Genomic DNA, 16890 nt, shown 5'->3' with positions numbered 1-16890 from the left:
CCGACCCAGTGAACTGGGTCGGTTCGTGTAAAAGCCTTGTGGGCTATTACTTGCGGCTGGCTTTTTCCAGCATACGCAGAGCGCGCTCGTTAGCCTCGTCAGCAGTTTGCTGGGCTTTCTGAGCGGCGGCCAGAGCTTCGTCAGCCTTGCGGTAGGCTTCATCGGCACGGGCTTGAGCGCGAGCGGCTGCATCTTCAGTTGCAGTCAGACGGGCTTCGGTTTCTTTGGAGACGCTGCTGCAACCGGTGGCCAGAACTGCTGCCAGAGCCAGAGCAGAGAATTTCAGAACGTTGTTCATCGTGTTCCCCTTAAGGTGGACATTTCCATAAAAGCAATTCCCCGAGCTTGGGAAATTAGCCGGCGTACATACTACCCATAACTTGTAGTAAGTAAACTGACGAGGTGCAAGGAGGGGTGTTTTTTTTCACCTTCCCAGCCATTTCCGACGGTGCCTGTTCAAAAAGCATCCAGTTGGATAGTCCGTGAGCAGGCGAAGTTCAAAGTTTAGCCGAAGATGACGGAAATACCCTGCCGGCCCCGGCCTGGTTGAGTGGGGCTGTTTGTCGAGAAATGACAGGCGTCGGTCGTTTTTGCATGTTTGCTGCTGTGCGCGGATGTAAAGACCACAACTTCCCGTTCGTTACAGTGAACTGGTTCTTCATATTGTGGGAAATGCCGTGGATGGCCCATGAGCGCACTGATAAGCTGCGCCGGTTTTCATCCCGCATTCCAGGACATCAAGGACGGCGTAATGGCAAGACTACTTAAGTGGGTGGTGCTCGCGGCGCTCGCGCTGGCGTTAATCATCAAACTGTCCCTGTACCTTTCGGTCAGGTCGATCATGAATGACGCGATCCAGCAGCTTTCGCCGATCATGGACATCAGCTACGGCGGCATCACGTCGTCCTTCGACGGTCGCGTCGGCCTGGAGAACCTCAAGGTCCGCGTCCCTGCGCTTGGCGACAGCGTGCAGGTGACCCATGCCGAGCTGAAGTTCAATGGCCTGCGCGAGCTGCTCAGCTTCAAGGAGCGCCTGGACGAGGGCAAGTTCCCGAAACAGATGGCCATGCGCCTGAAGGGCCTGATGCTGGAAGTGCATGGTCCCTTCATGCAGCAGCTCTACGATGCGCCGACCGAACGCAGCATCTTCACCGCGATGAGCGAAGTGGCGTGCGGCAAGATCAACCATATCGGCACCAATGAGCTGCTGGACATGGGCTACCGCACCTTCGAGACCGACGCCGAGTTCTCCTACCTGTTCGAGCCCGGCGCGCAGAAGCTGACCTTCAACCTCACGTCCGATACCCGTGACATGGGCGAGACCCGCGTCAGCATGGCGCTGTCGAACATGTCCGAGAAGCCGGGCGACCTGCGGGTCAACCCGCCGCGCCTGTCCAGCGTCGTCTTCGAACTCAACGACAACCAGTACCAGCGCAAGGTACAGGAATACTGCGCCGGTAAACTGGGCCAGCCCGCCGATGTCTATCTGAAGACCGCCGTGGAGCAGCTCGATCGCGTGCTGCGTGCGCAGAAGATCGCCCTCGAGCAGCCGCTGCTGGATGCCTACGGGCGCTACCTGAAGGACCCGCAGTCGCTGCGCGTCGAGCTGACCCCGACCGAGGGCATGAGCTGGGACGGCCTGCAGTTCTTCGAGCCCAAGGATGTGGTCGGCATGCTGCGTCCGGTGCTGCTGGTCAACCAGCAGGCGGTGCAGCCGATCGCCTTCGCCTGGGTCGACCCGGGCAAGCGTCCCGAGATGGGGGTTAACGAGATGGTCTCGGTAACGTCGGAAAATACCGACGCCCCAGGTGCCTTGCCGAAGTACGAGTTCGTCAAGGTATCCAGCCTGCAGGACTACGCGGGCAAGCGACTGCAGTTCATCACCTTCGATGGCGCCTATTACCAGGGTGTATTACATAAGGTGGAGAACGGTAAGGCTTTCCTGAGTGTCCAATTTGGCTCCGGCTCCGCCGAAATGTTTCTTCGGCTGGAAAAGATAGATAAGGTACGGGTGTTGTTCTAAAACCCCCTGAGGAGTTGCGATGAGCGAGGCGCTGTCCATCCACCATGACCAGGCAGGTCATCAGTTCGAGACCACCGTGGACGGTCATCGTGCTTACCTTGCCTACATGGACCTGGGCAAACAGACATTGGACATCTATCGCACCTTCGTGCCGAACGCGCTGCGTGGCAGGGGCATCGCCGCGGCGCTCACCGAGCGCGCACTGGGCTTCGCTGAAGACCAGGGCTATACGGTGATCCCCTCCTGCTCCTATGTGGAGCGCTACATCGAGCGTCGCCAGCGTCACGCCCCCAAGGGCTGAGCTGGAAGCTGAAACGAAAACGCCGGGCAGATGCCCGGCGTTTTTCATTGCACGATCGATCAGCCGCGCTGGCGCTTGGGCAGCACGTCCTTGAGTTTGGCGTGCATGCTGCGCAGGGTCTTCTCGGTGGCTTCCCAGTCGATGCAGGCATCGGTGACCGATACGCCGTACTTCAGCTGGTTCAGGTCCTTGGGAATGGACTGGCTGCCCCAGCCGAGGTGGCTTTCCACCATCAGGCCGACGATGGAGCCGTTGCCTTCGAGGATCTGGTTGGCGACGTTGTCCATCACCAGCGGCTGCAAGGCCGGGTCCTTGTTGGAGTTGGCGTGGCTGCAGTCGACCATGATGTTCGGCTTGATGCCGGCTTTGGTCAGTTCCTGCTCACAAATGGCAACGCTCACCGAGTCGTAGTTGGGCTTGCCGTTGCCGCCGCGCAGCACGACATGGCCATAGGCGTTGCCCTTGGTGGTGACGATGGAGACGCCACCTTCCTGGTTGATGCCGAGGAAGCGGTGCGGGCTGGAGACCGATTGCAGGGCGTTGATCGCCACGGTCAGGCTGCCGTCGGTGCCGTTCTTGAAGCCGACCGCCGAAGACAGGCCCGAGGCCATCTCGCGGTGGGTCTGGGATTCGGTGGTGCGGGCGCCGATGGCGGACCAGCTGATCAGGTCCTGCAGGTACTGCGGGGAGATCGGGTCCAGCGCCTCGGTGGCGGTGGGCAGGCCTTTCTCGGCCAGGTCACGCAGCAGTTGGCGACCGATGTGCAGGCCATCCTGGATCTTGAAGGAGTCGTCCAGGTACGGGTCGTTGATCAGGCCTTTCCAGCCGACGGTGGTGCGCGGCTTCTCGAAGTACACGCGCATGACCAGGAACAGCGTGTCGGAGACCTCGGCAGCCAGGCCCTTGAGGCGATCGGCGTATTCGTGTGCGGCCTTGATGTCGTGGATCGAGCAGGGGCCGACCACCACGAACAGGCGATGATCCTTGCCATCGAGGATGTTGCGCACCACTTCGCGGCCATGGGCGACGGTGTGCAATGCGGCGTCGGTGAGCGGAATCTCGCGTTTCAGTTGCTCCGGCGTGATCAGGGTCTCGTTGGAGGCAACGTTAAGGTCGTCGATCGGTAAATCAGCCATCGTGCTAGTCATCAGGTCAGTCGTCAGGTCACAGGTGCGGGCCGCCAGCCATCCCGGAGCGGCGGGGCACGGCATTTGAGTGCGCGTCGGGGACGCGGAACCTTAACGCGTTACACGCTGGCTCGACAATGGCGCGAAGGGAGCAAATAGGCGGAAAATGCTCAGTTCAGGCTGGCAGCGGAGAACTCGGCGGCGTGTCGGGCGATCCATTCCTGGGCGATGCGCTCGATCGGCAGTTCCTCACCGGCCTCCAGCTCGCGCTGCTTGCGGTAGACCTCGATCTGGCAGACCTGCTCGACCATGCGGGCGCGGAACAGGGTTTCCTCGTCGGTGAAGCAGATGCCCACCAGGTAGTCGTCGGGCTGCTTGCGGCACCAGGCGACGATGCCGGCATAGCGCGCCTCGTCGCCCAGCAGGGGGATGCGCAGCTCGATCGCGGTGCCCTTGCGAAAGCCCCGCAGCGAGTTGCAGGCAACGCCGCCGAGGCTGATATTGTGCAGCCGCTGTCGCGGCAGGAAGCTGTGCTTGCGCAGTACCAGCTCTACAGGCAGATCGCTGGGGTGACGCAGGAATCGACGCATTTTTTGTGAACTCCGGATGCCATTATTCTGGCATCTCTTAGGGGCAGTATAGTGCGCGAACTGGAACTGACTGATTTCGATGCGGACCAGCAACTGCTGGGCCTGCCGGGCACCTCCCTGGTGATATTCACCAGCATAGGTTGTGCCAGTTGCCGCTGGGCGCGGCGCCATCTGTCGCAGATGCCCCTGGGCATCGACAGATTGTGCTGGATAGACGCCGGCAATAATGGTGGCCTGGTGCAACGCTACGAGGTATTCCACCTGCCTGCACTGTTCGTGGTGCGGGATGGACAATTTCTTGGCGCCCTGCGCAGCACGCTGCAGGGCGACGACCTGAACCGCAACCTGGACGAGGCCCTGGCCCGCCAGGCAGAGGAGCTTCCCTGATGACCCAAACCCAGCAACCGCGCATCGGCATCATCGGTACCGGTGCCATCGGCGGCTTCTACGGCTTGCTGCTGGCCCGCGCGGGCTTCGACGTGCACTTCCTGCTGCGCAGCGAGTACGAGGCCGTGCGTGCCAATGGCCTGCAGCTCAACAGCGCTGTGCACGGCGCCCTGACCCTGAACCCCGTGCAGGCCTACCGCGACGTGGCCGAGATGCCGCCCTGCGACTGGCTGCTGGTGGGCGCCAAGACCACCAGCAACGCCGATCTGGCGCCGCTGATCGCCCGTGCCGCAGCTCCGGGCGCCAAGGTGGTGTTGCTGCAGAACGGCCTGGCCGTCGAGGACGCGCTGCGCCCGCTGCTGCCGGATTCGCTGCACCTGCTGGGCGGGCTCTGCTACATCTGCGTCCACCGCGATGCACCGGGGGTCATCGAGCACCAGTCCCTGGGGGCGGTGAACCTCGGCTACCACTCCGGCCCGGCCAGCGATGATGGCGCGCGCCAGGCGCTGCTGGAGGAGGGCGTCGGGCTGTTCCGCGCGGCGGGGCTGGACTCCACCGGCATGCCCAACCTCGACCAGGCGCGCTGGCAGAAGCTGGTGTGGAACGTCCCCTACAACGGCCTTTCGGTCCTGCTCGACGCCGGCACCACGGCCTTGATGCGCAACGCCGACGCCCGCGAGCTGATTCAGGCGATCATGCAGGAAGTGGTGGAGGGCGCACTGGCCTGTGGCCACAGCCTGCCGGAAGGGTTCGCCGGCAAGCTGTTGGCCTCCACCGACCGCATGCCCGACTACCTGCCCAGCATGTACCACGACTTCGCCCAACGCCGGCCGCTGGAGCTGGAGGCCATCTATGCTGCCCCCCTGGCAGCGGCCGCTGCGGTCGGCAAGGAATTGCCGCGCATCCGCGCGCTGTACCAGGCCCTGCGTTTCATCGACGCGCGCAACCAGCAATAAGGAGAGGGGTATGGCGGGAGGACTGGCGGACAAACTGGTGCTGGCGATTTCCTCGCGGGCGCTGTTCGACCTCAATGAAAGCCACCGGGTGTACGAGGCCGAAGGCATCGAAGCCTACCGCCAGTATCAGATCGAGCACGAGGACGAAGTGCTCGAGCAGGGCGACGCCTTCCCCCTTGTGCAGAAACTGCTCGGCCTCAACAGCGAGTTGGGGCAGGCGCGGGTCGAGGTGATCCTGGTGTCGCGCAACAGCGCCGATACCGGGCTGCGCGCCTTCAACTCGATCCAGCAGCATGGCCTGGCCATCTCCCGCGCGGCCTTCTCCGGTGGCCGCAGCCCGGGGCCTTATCTCAAGGCGTTCGGTTGCCACCTGTTCCTCTCCACCCATGTGGACGACGTGCGCGCTGCACTGCAAAGCGGCTTCGCCTCGGCGACCATCCTGTCCGGCGGTCCGCGCCGGGCCGCCAGCAACGAACTGCGCATCGCCTTCGACGGTGATGCGGTGCTGTTTTCCGACGACTCCGAGCGCGTCTACCAGCGCGGCGGGCTCGAAGCCTTCCAGGCCTATGAGCGCGAGGCTGCGCTGACGCCGCTGGACGGCGGCCCCTTCAAGCCCTTCCTCTCGGCGCTCAACCGCCTGCAGCAGGAGTTCCCCGCCGACGCCTGTCCCATCCGCACGGCCCTGGTCACTGCGCGCTCGGCGCCGGCCCATGAGCGGGTGATCCGCACCCTGCGCGAATGGGACATCCGCCTTGATGAATCCTTCTTTCTCGGTGGGCTGGAAAAGTCCTCGATCCTCGATGCCTTCGGCGCCGACGTGTTCTTCGACGACCAGGCCGGGCATTGCGAGAAAGCCCGCGAAGTGGTCGCTACGGGCCATGTGCCGCACGGTGTAAGCAACGAACCGCAGATCTGACTAAGCTGAGACGAGGCCCGCCACCCAGGCAGTAGGAGGCCTCATGATCCGTTCGATTCTCTACGCCACCGACCTCGGCCTCTACGCCCCCTACGTGCTGCAGCACGCGCTTTCGCTCGCCCGGGTCTACCAGGCTGAGCTTTACGTGGTGCACGCGGTGGAGCCCCTCGGGCTGTTCGCCGAGTCGGTCCTGCAGACCTACCTGGATGAAGAGCGCCTGGCCGAGCTGCGTAGCAAGGGCCTGGGCACCGTCATGGCCAGCATCGAACAGCGCGTGCTCGAGGGCTTCCGTGACGAGATGGGCGACGCCCAGAGCGAACTGGGGATGATCCGCGCGGTGCGCGTGGTGCAGGGCGACCCGGCCCAGGTGATTCTCGAGGAGGCGCAGAAACTCGGGGTGGATTTGCTGGTCGTAGGCAGTCATAGCCATGGCGCTGCGCTCGATACGCCCCTGGGGCGGACGTCGGCGCGCCTGGTGCAGTTATCCGATGTGCCGGTGTACCTGGTGCCCATGCTGCAGCACCGGGGCAGGGGAGAGCTGTGACGGCGATTACGAATGACGTGCAAAACTGAAAAAAACGTCTAGTTTTATCCATCAAACCATTAATATGGTTATAAACGTCGCTGACCATCCATTGCGTCGTCATTTGCTTTGAGGGACATCTATGAAGCTTCAGCAACTGCGCTACATCTGGGAAGTGGCGCACCACGACCTCAACGTGTCGGCCACCGCGCAAAGCCTGTACACCTCGCAACCGGGTATCAGCAAGCAGATCCGCCTGCTCGAGGATGAACTGGGCGTCGAAGTATTCGCCCGCAGCGGCAAGCACCTCACCCGCGTGACGCCTGCGGGCGAGCGCATCATCACCACCGCCGGGGAAATCCTGCGCAAGGTGGAAAGCATCAAGCAGATCGCCCAGGAATTCTCCAACGAGAAGAAGGGCACCCTGTCCATCGCCACCACCCACACCCAGGCGCGTTACGCGTTGCCGCCGGTGATCAGCAACTTCATTCGCCAGTACCCGGACGTGGCGCTGCACATGCACCAGGGCACGCCGATGCAGATCGCCGAGATGGCCGCCGACGGCACCGTCGACTTCGCCATCGCCACCGAGGCTCTGGAGCTGTTCGGTGACCTGGTGATGATGCCCTGCTACCGCTGGAACCGCTGCGTGATCGTGCCCCAGGGCCACCCGCTGACCAAGCTGCCGAAGCTGACCCTGGAAGCGCTCGCCGAGCACCCCATCGTCACCTACGTGTTCGGTTTCACCGGCCGTTCGAAGCTGGACGAAGCCTTCAGCCACCGCGGCCTGACGCCGAAGGTGGTGTTCACTGCGGCCGACGCCGACGTGATCAAGACCTATGTGCGCCTGGGCCTTGGCGTGGGCATCGTCGCCAAGATGGCGGTGGACCCCAAGCTCGACAGCGACCTCGTGGTGCTGGATGCCAGCGAGCTGTTCGAATCCAGCGTGACCAAGATCGGCTTCCGTCGCGGCACCTTCCTGCGCGGCTTCATGTGCGACTTCATCGAGAAGTTCGCCCCGCACCTGACCCGCGACATGCTGGCCAAGGCGGTGCAGTGCCACAACAAGGCCGAACTGGATGACCTGTTCCACGACGTCGAGCTGCCGACCTACTGAGTCGACGCCCGCAAACGAAGAGCCCGGCATCTGCCGGGCTTTTTTCATTCTGCTTCGAGTACCTGGTGCAGGAACTCGTGGAACACGGTGTAGACCTGCTCGCTGCCGTCGTCGCGGCGTACCACGAAGAAGGGCGCGGTGTCGATGCCGTAGTGCTGGGCGACCATCCAGCCGCTGCTGGCCGGGTTGCGCTCGTCGGCCACCATCACCCGGTCGATGCGCCCCATGTAGCCGCCACGTTCCAGCAGGCGCTGCACATCCTTGCACTTGTCGCAGTCCTCGCCATCGGCCAGGACCTTCTTCACCAGGGTGATCTTCATCGGCTCAGTTCTTCGCGATCAGGTTGCCGGCGTGCAGCCCGCATTCCTTCTGCGTGGCTTCTTCCCACCACCAGCGGCCTTCGCGCTCGTGCTGGTTGGGCAGCACGGGGCGGGTGCAGGGCTCGCAGCCGATGCTGATGAAACCGCGCTCGTGCAGCGGGTTGTAGGGGATCTCCAGCATGCGGATGTAAGCCCAGACTTCGTCGCTGGGCATCTGCGCCAGGGGGTTGAACTTGTACAGCGGGTTGTCGGGCGTGGAGAAGGCTCCGTCCAGTTCCACCGCCGCCACCTTGCTGCGGGTGCCGGGGCTCTGGTCGCGGCGCTGGCCGGTGGCCCAGGCACGCACGGTGGACAGCTTGCGCCGCAGCGGCTCGATCTTGCGGATGCCGCAGCACTCCTCGTGGCCGTCCTTGTAGAAGCTGAACAGACCCTTCTCGCGAACGAAGGGCTCCAGCTTGGTGGCGTCGGGGGAGAGCAGTTCGATGGCGATGCCGTAGTGCTCGCGGACCTTCTCGATGAAGCGGTAGGTTTCCGGGTGCAGGCGACCGGTATCCAGGCTGAACACCTTGACGTTCTTGTTGAGCTTCCAGGCCATGTCCACCAGCACCACGTCCTCGGCACCGCTGAAGGACAACCACAGGTCGTCGCCGAAGTGTTCGAAGGCGAGCTTGAGGATGTCCTGGGGGGATTTGCTGGCGTAGGCCGCGGCGATCTCGGCGACGTCGAAGGGTTGGCTCATCAGGCGGTTTTCCTAGTTGAAATGGCGCTACGCGCTCTATGGCGCGGATGGTAGCAAAAGCAACTTATGCGCCTAAATAACCATAAGGAAGGGCAACTGCCCTGTTTGGGTATAAGCGCCGCGTTGCGTGGCTGCGGGTGAAAAGCTAGAGTGCCGCCTCCCCAACAAACCAATAACCGAGGAATGTCTCGTGGAAATCGCCTGTCTCGACCTGGAAGGTGTGCTGGTTCCGGAAATCTGGATCGCCTTCGCCGAAAAAACTGGAATCGACGCGCTCAAGGCCACGACCCGCGATATTCCCGACTATGACGTGCTGATGAAGCAGCGCCTGCGCATCCTCGATGAGCACGGCCTCAAGCTGTCCGACATCCAAGAAGTGATCGCCACCCTCAAGCCGCTGGAAGGCGCGGTGGAGTTCGTCGACTGGCTGCGCGAGCGCTTCCAGGTGGTGATCCTCTCCGACACCTTCTACGAGTTCTCCCAGCCGCTGATGCGCCAGCTCGGCTTCCCGGCCCTGCTGTGCCACAAGCTGATCACCGACGACACCGACCGTGTCGTGGGCTACCAGCTGCGCCAGAAGGACCCGAAGCGCCAGTCGGTGATCGCCTTCAAGAGCCTCTACTACCGTGTGATCGCTGCTGGCGACTCCTACAACGACACCACCATGCTCGCCGAGGCCCACGCCGGCATCCTGTTCCATGCCCCGGAAAACGTGATCCGCGAGTTCCCGCAGTTCCCGGCGGTGCACACCTACGAGGACCTCAAACGCGAGTTCCTCAAGGCGTCCGATCGCCAGCTGAGCCTCTGAGCCCAGCCATGAAAAAGCCCGCGAAAGCGGGCTTTTTCGTTTCTGCGCCTGCATGGCGCTGGGCGAATGGAGCCCCTACAAGCCTTCCAGGGTGCGCAGCAGCACCTGCACCTTGGTGATGGATTCGCGGTACTCGTCCTCCCAGCGGGAGTCGGCGACGATGCCGCCACCGCCCCAGCAACTGGCCACGCCGTCCTTCACCAGCAGGGTGCGGATGGCGATGGAGCTGTCCATCTCCCCGCGCACGTCGAGGTAGGCCAGCGAGCCGCAGTAGATGGTGCGACGGGTTGGCTCCAGCTCGTCGATGATCTGCATGGCGCGGATCTTCGGTGCGCCGGTGATGGAGCCGCCGGGGAAGCTGCCGAGCAGCAGGTCCAGCGCGTCCTTGCCCGCGGCCAGGGTGCCGCTCACGGCGCTGACCAGGTGGTGCACGTTGGGGTAGCTCTCCAGGGCGAACAGCTCGGGCACCTTGACGCTGCCGGTGGCGCAGCTGCGTCCGAGGTCATTGCGCAGCAGGTCGACGATCATGAGGTTTTCCGCCCGGTCCTTGGGGCTCGCCAGCAGCTCTGCGGCCTGTTCGGCGTCCTCTTCCGGCGTGCGGCCCCGTGGGCGGGTGCCCTTGATCGGGCGGGTTTCCACCTGGCCCTTGCTCAGCTTGATGAAGCGCTCCGGCGAGAGGCTGAGGATGGCGCCGCCACCGGCCAGGGCCTGGTAGGCGGAGAAGGGCGTGGAGCAGGCCTCGCGCAGCGCCAGGTAGGCTGCCCAGGGGTCGCCTTGGCAGGGCGCCTGGAAGCGCTGGGCGAAGTTCACCTGGTAGCAGTCGCCGGCGGCGATGTACGACTGAATACGTTCGATGGCCGTTCTGTAAGCCGTTTGCGACAGATCGGCCTGAAAGGCGCGGCTAAGGCGAAATTCCTCGACGTTGTCGGGATTTTCCGCACGCTCGAACAGGTCTATCAGTCGCAGTCGCTCGCTTTCGGCGAGGCTCGGGTGGAATACCAGCTGGCTGGTACGGTGCTGATGGTCGCTGACCAGGGCCCAGGCATAGAGGCCGAGTTGGGCGTCCGGCAGGTGGCGGTCATCCAGGGCCTGCTCGGGCAGTTGTTCCAGCCGGCGACCGAAGTCATAGGAAAAATATCCCATCAATCCGCCCGTGAATGGCAGTTCCACGGTATCGGGGGAATCCGCCGGGCCCAGCTGCTGCAAGGTCCCGCGAAGGCGGCAAATAAAGTCGTTGGCCGATTCGTCGGGTCCCGGCGCCAGTTCTGCCAATGGCCAGGCGCTGAATAGGTCATAGCGTCCACGACTGGCAATGGGCCGGCCGGCGTCGAGCAGCACCGCTCCGGGTGCATGGCGGACGAGGGCGAAACGCTGTCCCGGGTGTTCGTGGTAGGGCAGAGGGTGTAAGAGGCAGTTGGGCATGATGGACGCAAAGAGGGCGCGAGTGAGGATTCTAGACCGCCTAAATTGTCGATCCTAGAGCCGTTTCTTAAGTTTACGCAGGAAATGCATTCTGATAATTATGGATAAATCCCGCGGGGTTATATCCCCGTCCCACAACGATAAAGATACAGGGATACAGGCCGTGGATGCAGTTCTCGACCCCGCAGCCGGCAGCCTACTGCGCTCAAAACTGATGACGCCCCAAGCGTCTGCCGACTATTTGCCACGACCGCAGGTGCAGGCGGTCCTGGCTGCACACCCTCACGCGCGCCTTTTGCTGTTCTCGGCGCCCGCAGGCTTTGGCAAGACCACCGCCCTGGCGACCCTCGCAGAACAACGGCGTGAGGCCGGTTCCGCTGTCGCCTGGTTCTCCCTCGGCAGCGAGGATGACAACCCCTCGCGCTTCTTCCAGCAACTGATCAAGACCCTGGGCGCCGCCGTGCCCGGCATCGGTGCCCATGCTGCCGGCTTCCTGCAGAACACCATGCAGGTGCCGGTCGCTGCCGTGCTGGAAAGTCTGCTGGTGGAACTGACCGCCCTGGAAGGGCCGCTGCTGCTGGTGCTGGACGACCTGCACCTGCTCAGCGACGCGGAGATATTCACCGCCCTCGGTCGCCTGGTGAAGATGGCGCCGGCCCACTTCACCCTGGCCATCGGCAGCCGCTCCCTGCCACCGATGAACCTCGCCACCCTGCGTGCCAAGGGCTGGTTGCTGGAAGTCGGGCTGGATGAGCTGCGCCTGACCGAGGACGAGACCCGTGACTACCTGGACCGCAGCGGCCTGGAGCTGGACGAGGCGACCCTCGCCGCGCTGCACAGCCAGACCGAAGGCTGGCTGATCGGCGTGCACCTCGCCAGCCTCTGGCTGCGCCACCAGCCCCAGGCTTCCGACCAGGTGCTGGCCATGGGCGGCGACCAGGCGGCCGTGGGCGACTACCTGCTGACCACCGTTTTCGAGCAGTTGCCGGCGGACCTGCAGGACGCCCTGCTGGCCCTCGGCATCGCCAGCCAGCTGAGCGGCGACCTGGCCAACGCCCTGACCGGGCGCAACGACGGCCAGGCCCTGCTGGAGCAACTGGAAACCATGCAGCTGTTCCTCCTGCCCCTGGACCGCGAGCGCCAGTGGTACCGCTTCCATCACCTGTTCGCCGACTTCCTCCGGGCCCGCCTGGTGGCCCAGGAGCCGGAACGCTTCAAGCAGCTGCACTTCAATGCCAGCCTGTGGTTCACCAACCACCACATGCAGAACCTCGCCATCGAGCACGCCTGCCTGGCCGAAGACCCGGAAATGCTCGCCGCGCTGGTGGACGGTTGCGGCCTGGAGCTGATCAACCGTGGCCAGCTGAACCAGATCTACCGCTGGCGCCAGTTCGTGCCCGACGACATCGCCGAGCGCTACCCGACGCTGATCCTCGCCGATGTGTGGAACCGCGCCACCGAGCTGGCCCTGCCCGAAGCCAACCAGATGCTCGACGAGCTACTGGCGCGCTGGGGCGGCACCGGCGCCCAGGCGCCGCTGAGCGACAAGTACCTGGCCGCGCTGGCGGTGAAGGCTGCCATCGCGTTGCAGAAGGACGACCTCGACCTCTGCGTGAGCCTGGCGCGCAAGGTGGAGGGCCTGCTCGGCCAGCACGAGGCCTTCCTCGAAGTGGCCATGCTGGTGATCGGCGCCCTGGCCCTGGTGATCCTCGCCCAGCCCGAACAGGCACGGCGCCTGCTGGCCCTGGCGCAGCAACGCAACCACTTCCTCGAAGGGCGCTACCTCGACATGCAACTGGGCAACGTGGAGGTGCTTCTCTCCCTGGAGCAGGGCCAGGTCAAGCAGGCCCAGCTGCTGCACGAGCAGATGCGCGCCCAGTTGATGCCGCTGTTCGGCGAGAAGTCCCGGGCCCTGGCCCTGCCGGTGATCATCGAATCGCTGATCGCCTACCAGCAGGGGCGCCTGGATGGCCTGGAAGAGCGCCTGCGCTGGGCGCTCAACCATGTGGACGTGATCAAGCCCATCGATATCTATGCCCAGGGCATGCTCTTCCTCGCGCGTATCCAGCGCATGCAGGACAAGCCCAAGGAAGCCCTGGCCAGCCTGGTGCTGATGCAGAACCTGGCGGCGCGCAACCACTCCTGGCGCTTCTACGTGCAGGCGGTGGCCGACGAGGTGACCCTGATCCTCCAGGAGCCGGCGACCGACCGCATCAAGCGGGCCGAGCTGCGCCTGAAGGCGGTGGACTGGACCAAGCTCGCCGCCGACTACGCCAAGCGCGGGTTCAACCCGGTGCTCTGGACCCAGGGGCTGATCCGCGTGCGCCTGCAGCAGGCGCGTGGGCATTACAGCGAGGCGCTGCACGAGATCAACCAGCTGCGTGCCCAGCTGCAACCCGGCTGGCATGGCCTGCAGCGCCTGCGCCTCGACCTGCTGGCCGCCCTCAGCTACCAGCGCTTGGGCTACCAGGAACGGGCCCAGAGCCTGCTGGTGCAGTGCCTGCTGAGTGCCGAGCGCGAGGATGTGCGCAGCCTGTTCGTGGAGGAGGGCGATGCCATCCGCCTGCTGCTGCAGCAACTGGAAGCCGCCGAGCGCCAGCCCGCGCTGCAGGGGTTCATTCGCAGCCTGCTGGCCATCTGGCCGGGCCAGGACGTACGCAAGTCACAGGATGTGCTGGAAGAAGGGCTCACCGACCGCGAACGCGAGGTGGTCCTGCTGGCGGCCAAGGGACTTTCCAACGAGGAAATCGGCCAGCAGCTCTCGCTGGCCCTGGGGACCGTGAAATGGCACCTGCACAACATCTACGAGAAGCTCAAGGTGCGCAATCGCACCCAGGCGATACGCCGGGCGCGGGAACTGGGGCTGCTGGAAGCATGAACGCCCCGTCCAGCGATGCGCTGCCCTTCCCGATGCTGCGTACCAAGCTCTTCCCGCCGGATTCCGGCGGCCGTCCGCGCCTGGCGCGCAAGGCCCTGATCGACCGTCTGTTCGAGGCTCGCAGCCAGCGTGTGATGGTGCTCAGCGCTCCCGCAGGATTCGGCAAGAGCACCGTGCTCAGCCTGTTCCGCGAGAAGCTGCAGCAAGCCGGTGCACGGGTCGCCTGGCTGTCCTGCGATGACTCCGACAGCGAGCCCCAGCGCCTGCTGCAATACCTGGTCGCTGCGGTCGAGGCGGTGAAGCCGGGCTTCGGCAGCAACACCGCCGGGTTGTTGCGTGGCGAGGTGAACTGGCCGGTGGAGGCGATCATCGACGCCTTCGTCAGTGACCTGCAGCGCCTCGACGGCGAGCTCTACGTGATGCTCGACGACTTCCATCGCATCCGCCACGCCAGCCTGGAGCAGGGCGCCCGTCACCTGGTCGAGCGCCTGCCGCGCAACGTGCACCTGGTCAGCGCCACCCGCTTCACCCCCCGCAGCCTGTTCATCGAGGGTGAGGCCTTCACGCTGCAGGCGGAAGACCTGCGCCTGTCCCTCGAGGAAACCGAGGCGTATTTCCGCGAGGTCCGTGAGCTGGAGCTGAGCCGCAGCGAGCTGAAGCAGCTGCATGCCCGCACCGAGGGCTGGATCACCGCGCTGCACCTGGCCAGCCTGGCCCTGGCGCGGCACCCGGACCGCAAGGCCTTCCTCGCCAGCCTCACCGGTACCGAGCGCAATATCGCCGACTACCTGGCCGAGGACGTGGTCAACAGCCTGCCCCTGGCCCTGCAGCAGTTCCTTGACCAGACCTCGGTGCTCGATGAGTTCTGCGCCGACCTGTGCAACGCGTTGACCGGCCGCCGCGACGGCCTGGACATGCTGATGCGCCTGCAGCGCGAGCAGCTCTTCGTCATCGCCCTGGACGAGCAGGGCGAGTGGTTCCGCTACCACCACCTGTTCGCCGAATTCCTCCAGGGCCGCCTGCAACGCCACACCGACAGCGCCACGCTGTTGCATGCCGCCGCGCGCTGGTGCGAGAGCCACGACCTGCCGGACCGCGCCATCAAGTACGCCCTGCGTGGCCGTGACTACGGCTTCGCCGCCGAGTTGCTGGAGCGCCAGGGTGCTCGGCTGATCGCCGGCAACCGCGTCTACGGCATCCTCTCGATGCTCAAGGAAGTGCCCGCCGATGTGATCCGCGAGCACCCGGTGTTCCAGATCTTCTACGCCTGGCAGCTGGCCTTCGAGCAGAAATTCGCCGAGTCCGAGGCGCTGATCGAAGAGGTCAGCACCCGCCTGCTGCAGGGGCGCGGCAAGGTCATTCACTTCGGCCTCGGCGAGCTGCTGGCCGCCTCCCAGGTGCTCAAGGCGCTGGTGCTGCTGTACCAGGACAAGCTGGAAAGCTGCCTCAAGGTCGCCCGCCAGTGGCTGGCCATGGTGCCGGACAACCAGCCGGTGTTCCGCGCCAGCCTGTCCTGCGTGCAGGCGGCGGCCTATGCGTTGCTGGGGGAGTTCGGCGACGCGTCGAAATCCATCGCCACCGCGCGGGATTGCCTGCGCATCGTCGACAGCGAATACCTGCATGTGATGACCAGCCTGATCGAGTCGCTGATCTGCAAGGAGAGTGGCGAGCTGGAACGCGGCCGCTCCATCGCCGAGATCGCCCGTGGCCGCGTCGAGCGGGTCTTCGGTCGTCGCAGCCGCGTGGGTGGGCCGCTGGTGCTGGCGTACGCCGACCTGCTTTACGAACAGGATCGCCATGCGGCGGTGCTCGCCGAACTGCCCCTGGCCACCACCTGGCGCGACGTGGCGACGCCGGTGGAGCTGATCAGCCGTGGGCAACTGGTGATGGCGCGGGCGCGCTTCTTCGCCGGTGAGCCGGAGCAGGCGCTCAATCAATTGGATGACTGGCTCGCCGGCCTCCAGGGGCCGGGTTACGAGCGGGTGTTCGCCCACGGCATGGGTTGCAAGGTGCAGTTCCTGCTGTGGCTGCGTCGCCCCAATGAAGCCGAGCGCGTGTGTCTGCAGCTGGAGCGCCACCTGGCGGCTTTGCCGCTGGCGCGCTATGCCGATGCCCATACGGCGCTGGCCTTGTCCGTCGCTCGCCTGGCCCTGACCGAGCGGCGGCCGGAGAAGGCGCAGAGCGCGCTGGAAACCTGCCTCGCCCGCCAGGGCGCCGAGCACCAGCGCGACCGGCGCCTGCGCCTGTCCCTGTTACTTTCCGTGGCCTACTGGCGCAAAGGTAACAGCGACAAGGCCTTCGCCCTGTTCCTGCCCACCATCGAGGAAGCCTGGAACCGCGGCTACCGGCGCCTGTTCCAGGACGATGCCCTGTGGCTGCTGCCGCTGTGGGAAGCCTGGCGTGCCGCCGAGCCCAAGAAGGCCGGGGCCTGGCAGGGCATCGCCGAGACGCTGCGCGAGCAGTGCCGGCGCCTGGCGGTGGACCCGGAAACCTTCGACGAGAACCAGGATGTGAGCCACCGCGAGCGGGAAATCCTGCGTTTCGTCGCGGCCGGCCTGTCCAACCGGGACATCGCCCAGGCGGTGCACCTGTCGGAAGCGACCATCAAATGGCACCTGCACAACCTGTTCGCCAAGCTGGGCGTGCGCAGCCGCACCCAGGCGGTGCTCAAGGGCAAGAGCCTGGGCCTGCTCAGCGAGGCCTGATGCCACTAAAAAAACAGCAAGTTGCCATCCTCCATCCCTTGGATGGGCTGGCAGCGGAGCGGGGGCTCAGTAACGTGA

16 protein-coding genes are annotated in these 16890 nt (G+C 64.7%); 10 read left to right on the top strand and 6 right to left on the bottom strand.

Going from position 1 to position 16890, the window contains the following annotated elements; all coding sequences use genetic code 11:
- Positions 1–46: 46 nt before the first annotated feature.
- Positions 47–298 carry an outer membrane lipoprotei OprI gene (gene oprI / locus OEJ36_RS22180; RefSeq protein WP_003448337.1) on the bottom strand — a complete coding sequence of 84 codons (252 nt, stop codon included), beginning with the start codon at positions 296–298 and terminating at the stop codon, positions 47–49.
- A gap of 453 nt (positions 299–751) precedes the next feature.
- On the opposite strand from oprI, the gene OEJ36_RS22175 reads away from it, so the two are divergent.
- Both OEJ36_RS22175 and OEJ36_RS22170 read left to right on the top strand, forming a co-directional pair.
- Entirely contained in the window at positions 752–2023 is a 1272-nt protein-coding gene (locus tag OEJ36_RS22175) for a hypothetical protein (RefSeq protein WP_263403381.1), read from the top strand.
- A 19-nt stretch (positions 2024–2042) separates the two neighbouring features.
- Complete coding sequence (locus tag OEJ36_RS22170; protein ID WP_021220347.1) at positions 2043–2324, top strand: GNAT family N-acetyltransferase; 282 nt, start codon at positions 2043–2045, stop codon at positions 2322–2324.
- 59 nt (positions 2325–2383) lie between these two features.
- On the opposite strand, the gene OEJ36_RS22165 is transcribed toward OEJ36_RS22170, so the two are convergent.
- Positions 2384–3460, bottom strand: coding sequence for a 3-deoxy-7-phosphoheptulonate synthase (locus OEJ36_RS22165; protein WP_263403380.1), 1077 nt, complete (start codon positions 3458–3460; stop codon positions 2384–2386).
- A 161-nt stretch (positions 3461–3621) separates the two neighbouring features.
- On the bottom strand, positions 3622–4041 hold the full coding sequence (locus OEJ36_RS22160) for a PilZ domain-containing protein (protein WP_021220345.1): 420 nt from the start codon (positions 4039–4041) through the stop codon (positions 3622–3624).
- Between the two features lie 51 nt (positions 4042–4092).
- Here OEJ36_RS22160 and OEJ36_RS22155 point away from each other — a divergent pair, with 51 nt between their 5' ends.
- From OEJ36_RS22155 to cysB, 5 genes are all read left to right on the top strand, one after another.
- Positions 4093–4428: a hypothetical protein gene (locus OEJ36_RS22155; protein WP_021220344.1), complete on the top strand. Its 336-nt coding sequence runs from the start codon at positions 4093–4095 to the stop codon at positions 4426–4428.
- Positions 4428–5384: a putative 2-dehydropantoate 2-reductase gene (locus OEJ36_RS22150; RefSeq protein WP_263403379.1), complete on the top strand. Its 957-nt coding sequence runs from the start codon at positions 4428–4430 to the stop codon at positions 5382–5384. Before OEJ36_RS22155 ends, OEJ36_RS22150 begins: the two co-directional genes overlap by 1 nt.
- 10 nt (positions 5385–5394) lie before the next feature.
- Positions 5395–6300, top strand: a complete 906-nt coding sequence (locus OEJ36_RS22145; protein ID WP_021220342.1) for a 5'-nucleotidase — start codon at positions 5395–5397, stop codon at positions 6298–6300.
- 43 nt (positions 6301–6343) lie between these two features.
- Positions 6344–6844: a universal stress protein gene (locus OEJ36_RS22140; RefSeq protein WP_263403378.1), complete on the top strand. Its 501-nt coding sequence runs from the start codon at positions 6344–6346 to the stop codon at positions 6842–6844.
- A gap of 121 nt (positions 6845–6965) precedes the next feature.
- Positions 6966–7940 carry an HTH-type transcriptional regulator CysB gene (cysB, locus tag OEJ36_RS22135; protein WP_263403377.1) on the top strand — a complete coding sequence of 325 codons (975 nt, stop codon included), beginning with the start codon at positions 6966–6968 and terminating at the stop codon, positions 7938–7940.
- A 44-nt stretch (positions 7941–7984) separates the two neighbouring features.
- Here the strand turns inward: cysB and OEJ36_RS22130 are convergent, their stop codons facing one another.
- A complete protein-coding gene (locus tag OEJ36_RS22130; protein ID WP_021220339.1) occupies positions 7985–8260 on the bottom strand; it encodes a hypothetical protein in 276 nt (91 codons plus the stop codon).
- Between the two features lie 4 nt (positions 8261–8264).
- Positions 8265–8999 (bottom strand): phosphoadenylyl-sulfate reductase, encoded by a 735-nt coding sequence (locus OEJ36_RS22125; RefSeq protein ID WP_021220338.1) that lies wholly within the window; start codon positions 8997–8999, stop codon positions 8265–8267.
- A gap of 190 nt (positions 9000–9189) precedes the next feature.
- Between OEJ36_RS22125 and thrH the strand changes: the two genes are divergently transcribed.
- Complete coding sequence (gene thrH, locus OEJ36_RS22120) at positions 9190–9807, top strand: bifunctional phosphoserine phosphatase/homoserine phosphotransferase ThrH (protein ID WP_021220337.1); 618 nt, start codon at positions 9190–9192, stop codon at positions 9805–9807.
- Positions 9808–9882: 75 nt separating this feature from the next.
- Here thrH and pabB read toward each other — a convergent pair whose 3' ends face one another.
- Positions 9883–11229 (bottom strand): aminodeoxychorismate synthase component I, encoded by a 1347-nt coding sequence (gene pabB / locus OEJ36_RS22115; protein WP_263403376.1) that lies wholly within the window; start codon positions 11227–11229, stop codon positions 9883–9885.
- Between the two features lie 163 nt (positions 11230–11392).
- On the opposite strand from pabB, the gene OEJ36_RS22110 reads away from it, so the two are divergent.
- Together OEJ36_RS22110 and OEJ36_RS22105 are read left to right on the top strand one after the other, a co-directional pair.
- Positions 11393–14107, top strand: coding sequence for a LuxR C-terminal-related transcriptional regulator (locus OEJ36_RS22110; RefSeq protein WP_263403375.1), 2715 nt, complete (start codon positions 11393–11395; stop codon positions 14105–14107).
- Positions 14104–16812 carry a helix-turn-helix transcriptional regulator gene (locus OEJ36_RS22105; RefSeq protein WP_263403374.1) on the top strand — a complete coding sequence of 903 codons (2709 nt, stop codon included), beginning with the start codon at positions 14104–14106 and terminating at the stop codon, positions 16810–16812. Before OEJ36_RS22110 ends, OEJ36_RS22105 begins: the two co-directional genes overlap by 4 nt.
- The last annotated feature ends 78 nt before the right edge of the window (positions 16813–16890 follow it).

It is taken from the genome of Pseudomonas sp. PDM13, from assembly GCF_025685765.1.
GTDB lineage: Bacteria > Pseudomonadota > Gammaproteobacteria > Pseudomonadales > Pseudomonadaceae > Metapseudomonas > Metapseudomonas solani.
Note: the sequence above shows the minus strand (reverse complement) of the source record. Positions and strands in the feature narration are given on the sequence as shown.

Excerpts from the sequence above, each read along its gene's own strand:
- OEJ36_RS22165 (WP_263403380.1), bottom strand. The coding sequence starts at position 3,460 with ATGGCTGATTTACCGATCGACGACCTTAACGTTGCCTCCAACGAGACC.
- OEJ36_RS22140 (WP_263403378.1), top strand. The coding sequence starts at position 6,344 with ATGATCCGTTCGATTCTCTACGCCACCGACCTCGGCCTCTACGCCCCC.
- OEJ36_RS22170 (WP_021220347.1), top strand. The coding sequence starts at position 2,043 with ATGAGCGAGGCGCTGTCCATCCACCATGACCAGGCAGGTCATCAGTTC.
- OEJ36_RS22160 (WP_021220345.1), bottom strand. The coding sequence starts at position 4,041 with ATGCGTCGATTCCTGCGTCACCCCAGCGATCTGCCTGTAGAGCTGGTA.
- OEJ36_RS22150 (WP_263403379.1), top strand. The coding sequence starts at position 4,428 with ATGACCCAAACCCAGCAACCGCGCATCGGCATCATCGGTACCGGTGCC.
- oprI (WP_003448337.1), bottom strand. The coding sequence starts at position 298 with ATGAACAACGTTCTGAAATTCTCTGCTCTGGCTCTGGCAGCAGTTCTG.
- pabB (WP_263403376.1), bottom strand. The coding sequence starts at position 11,229 with ATGCCCAACTGCCTCTTACACCCTCTGCCCTACCACGAACACCCGGGA.
- OEJ36_RS22175 (WP_263403381.1), top strand. The coding sequence starts at position 752 with ATGGCAAGACTACTTAAGTGGGTGGTGCTCGCGGCGCTCGCGCTGGCG.
- cysB (WP_263403377.1), top strand. The coding sequence starts at position 6,966 with ATGAAGCTTCAGCAACTGCGCTACATCTGGGAAGTGGCGCACCACGAC.
- OEJ36_RS22145 (WP_021220342.1), top strand. The coding sequence starts at position 5,395 with ATGGCGGGAGGACTGGCGGACAAACTGGTGCTGGCGATTTCCTCGCGG.
- OEJ36_RS22125 (WP_021220338.1), bottom strand. The coding sequence starts at position 8,999 with ATGAGCCAACCCTTCGACGTCGCCGAGATCGCCGCGGCCTACGCCAGC.
- OEJ36_RS22105 (WP_263403374.1), top strand. The coding sequence starts at position 14,104 with ATGAACGCCCCGTCCAGCGATGCGCTGCCCTTCCCGATGCTGCGTACC.
- OEJ36_RS22130 (WP_021220339.1), bottom strand. The coding sequence starts at position 8,260 with ATGAAGATCACCCTGGTGAAGAAGGTCCTGGCCGATGGCGAGGACTGC.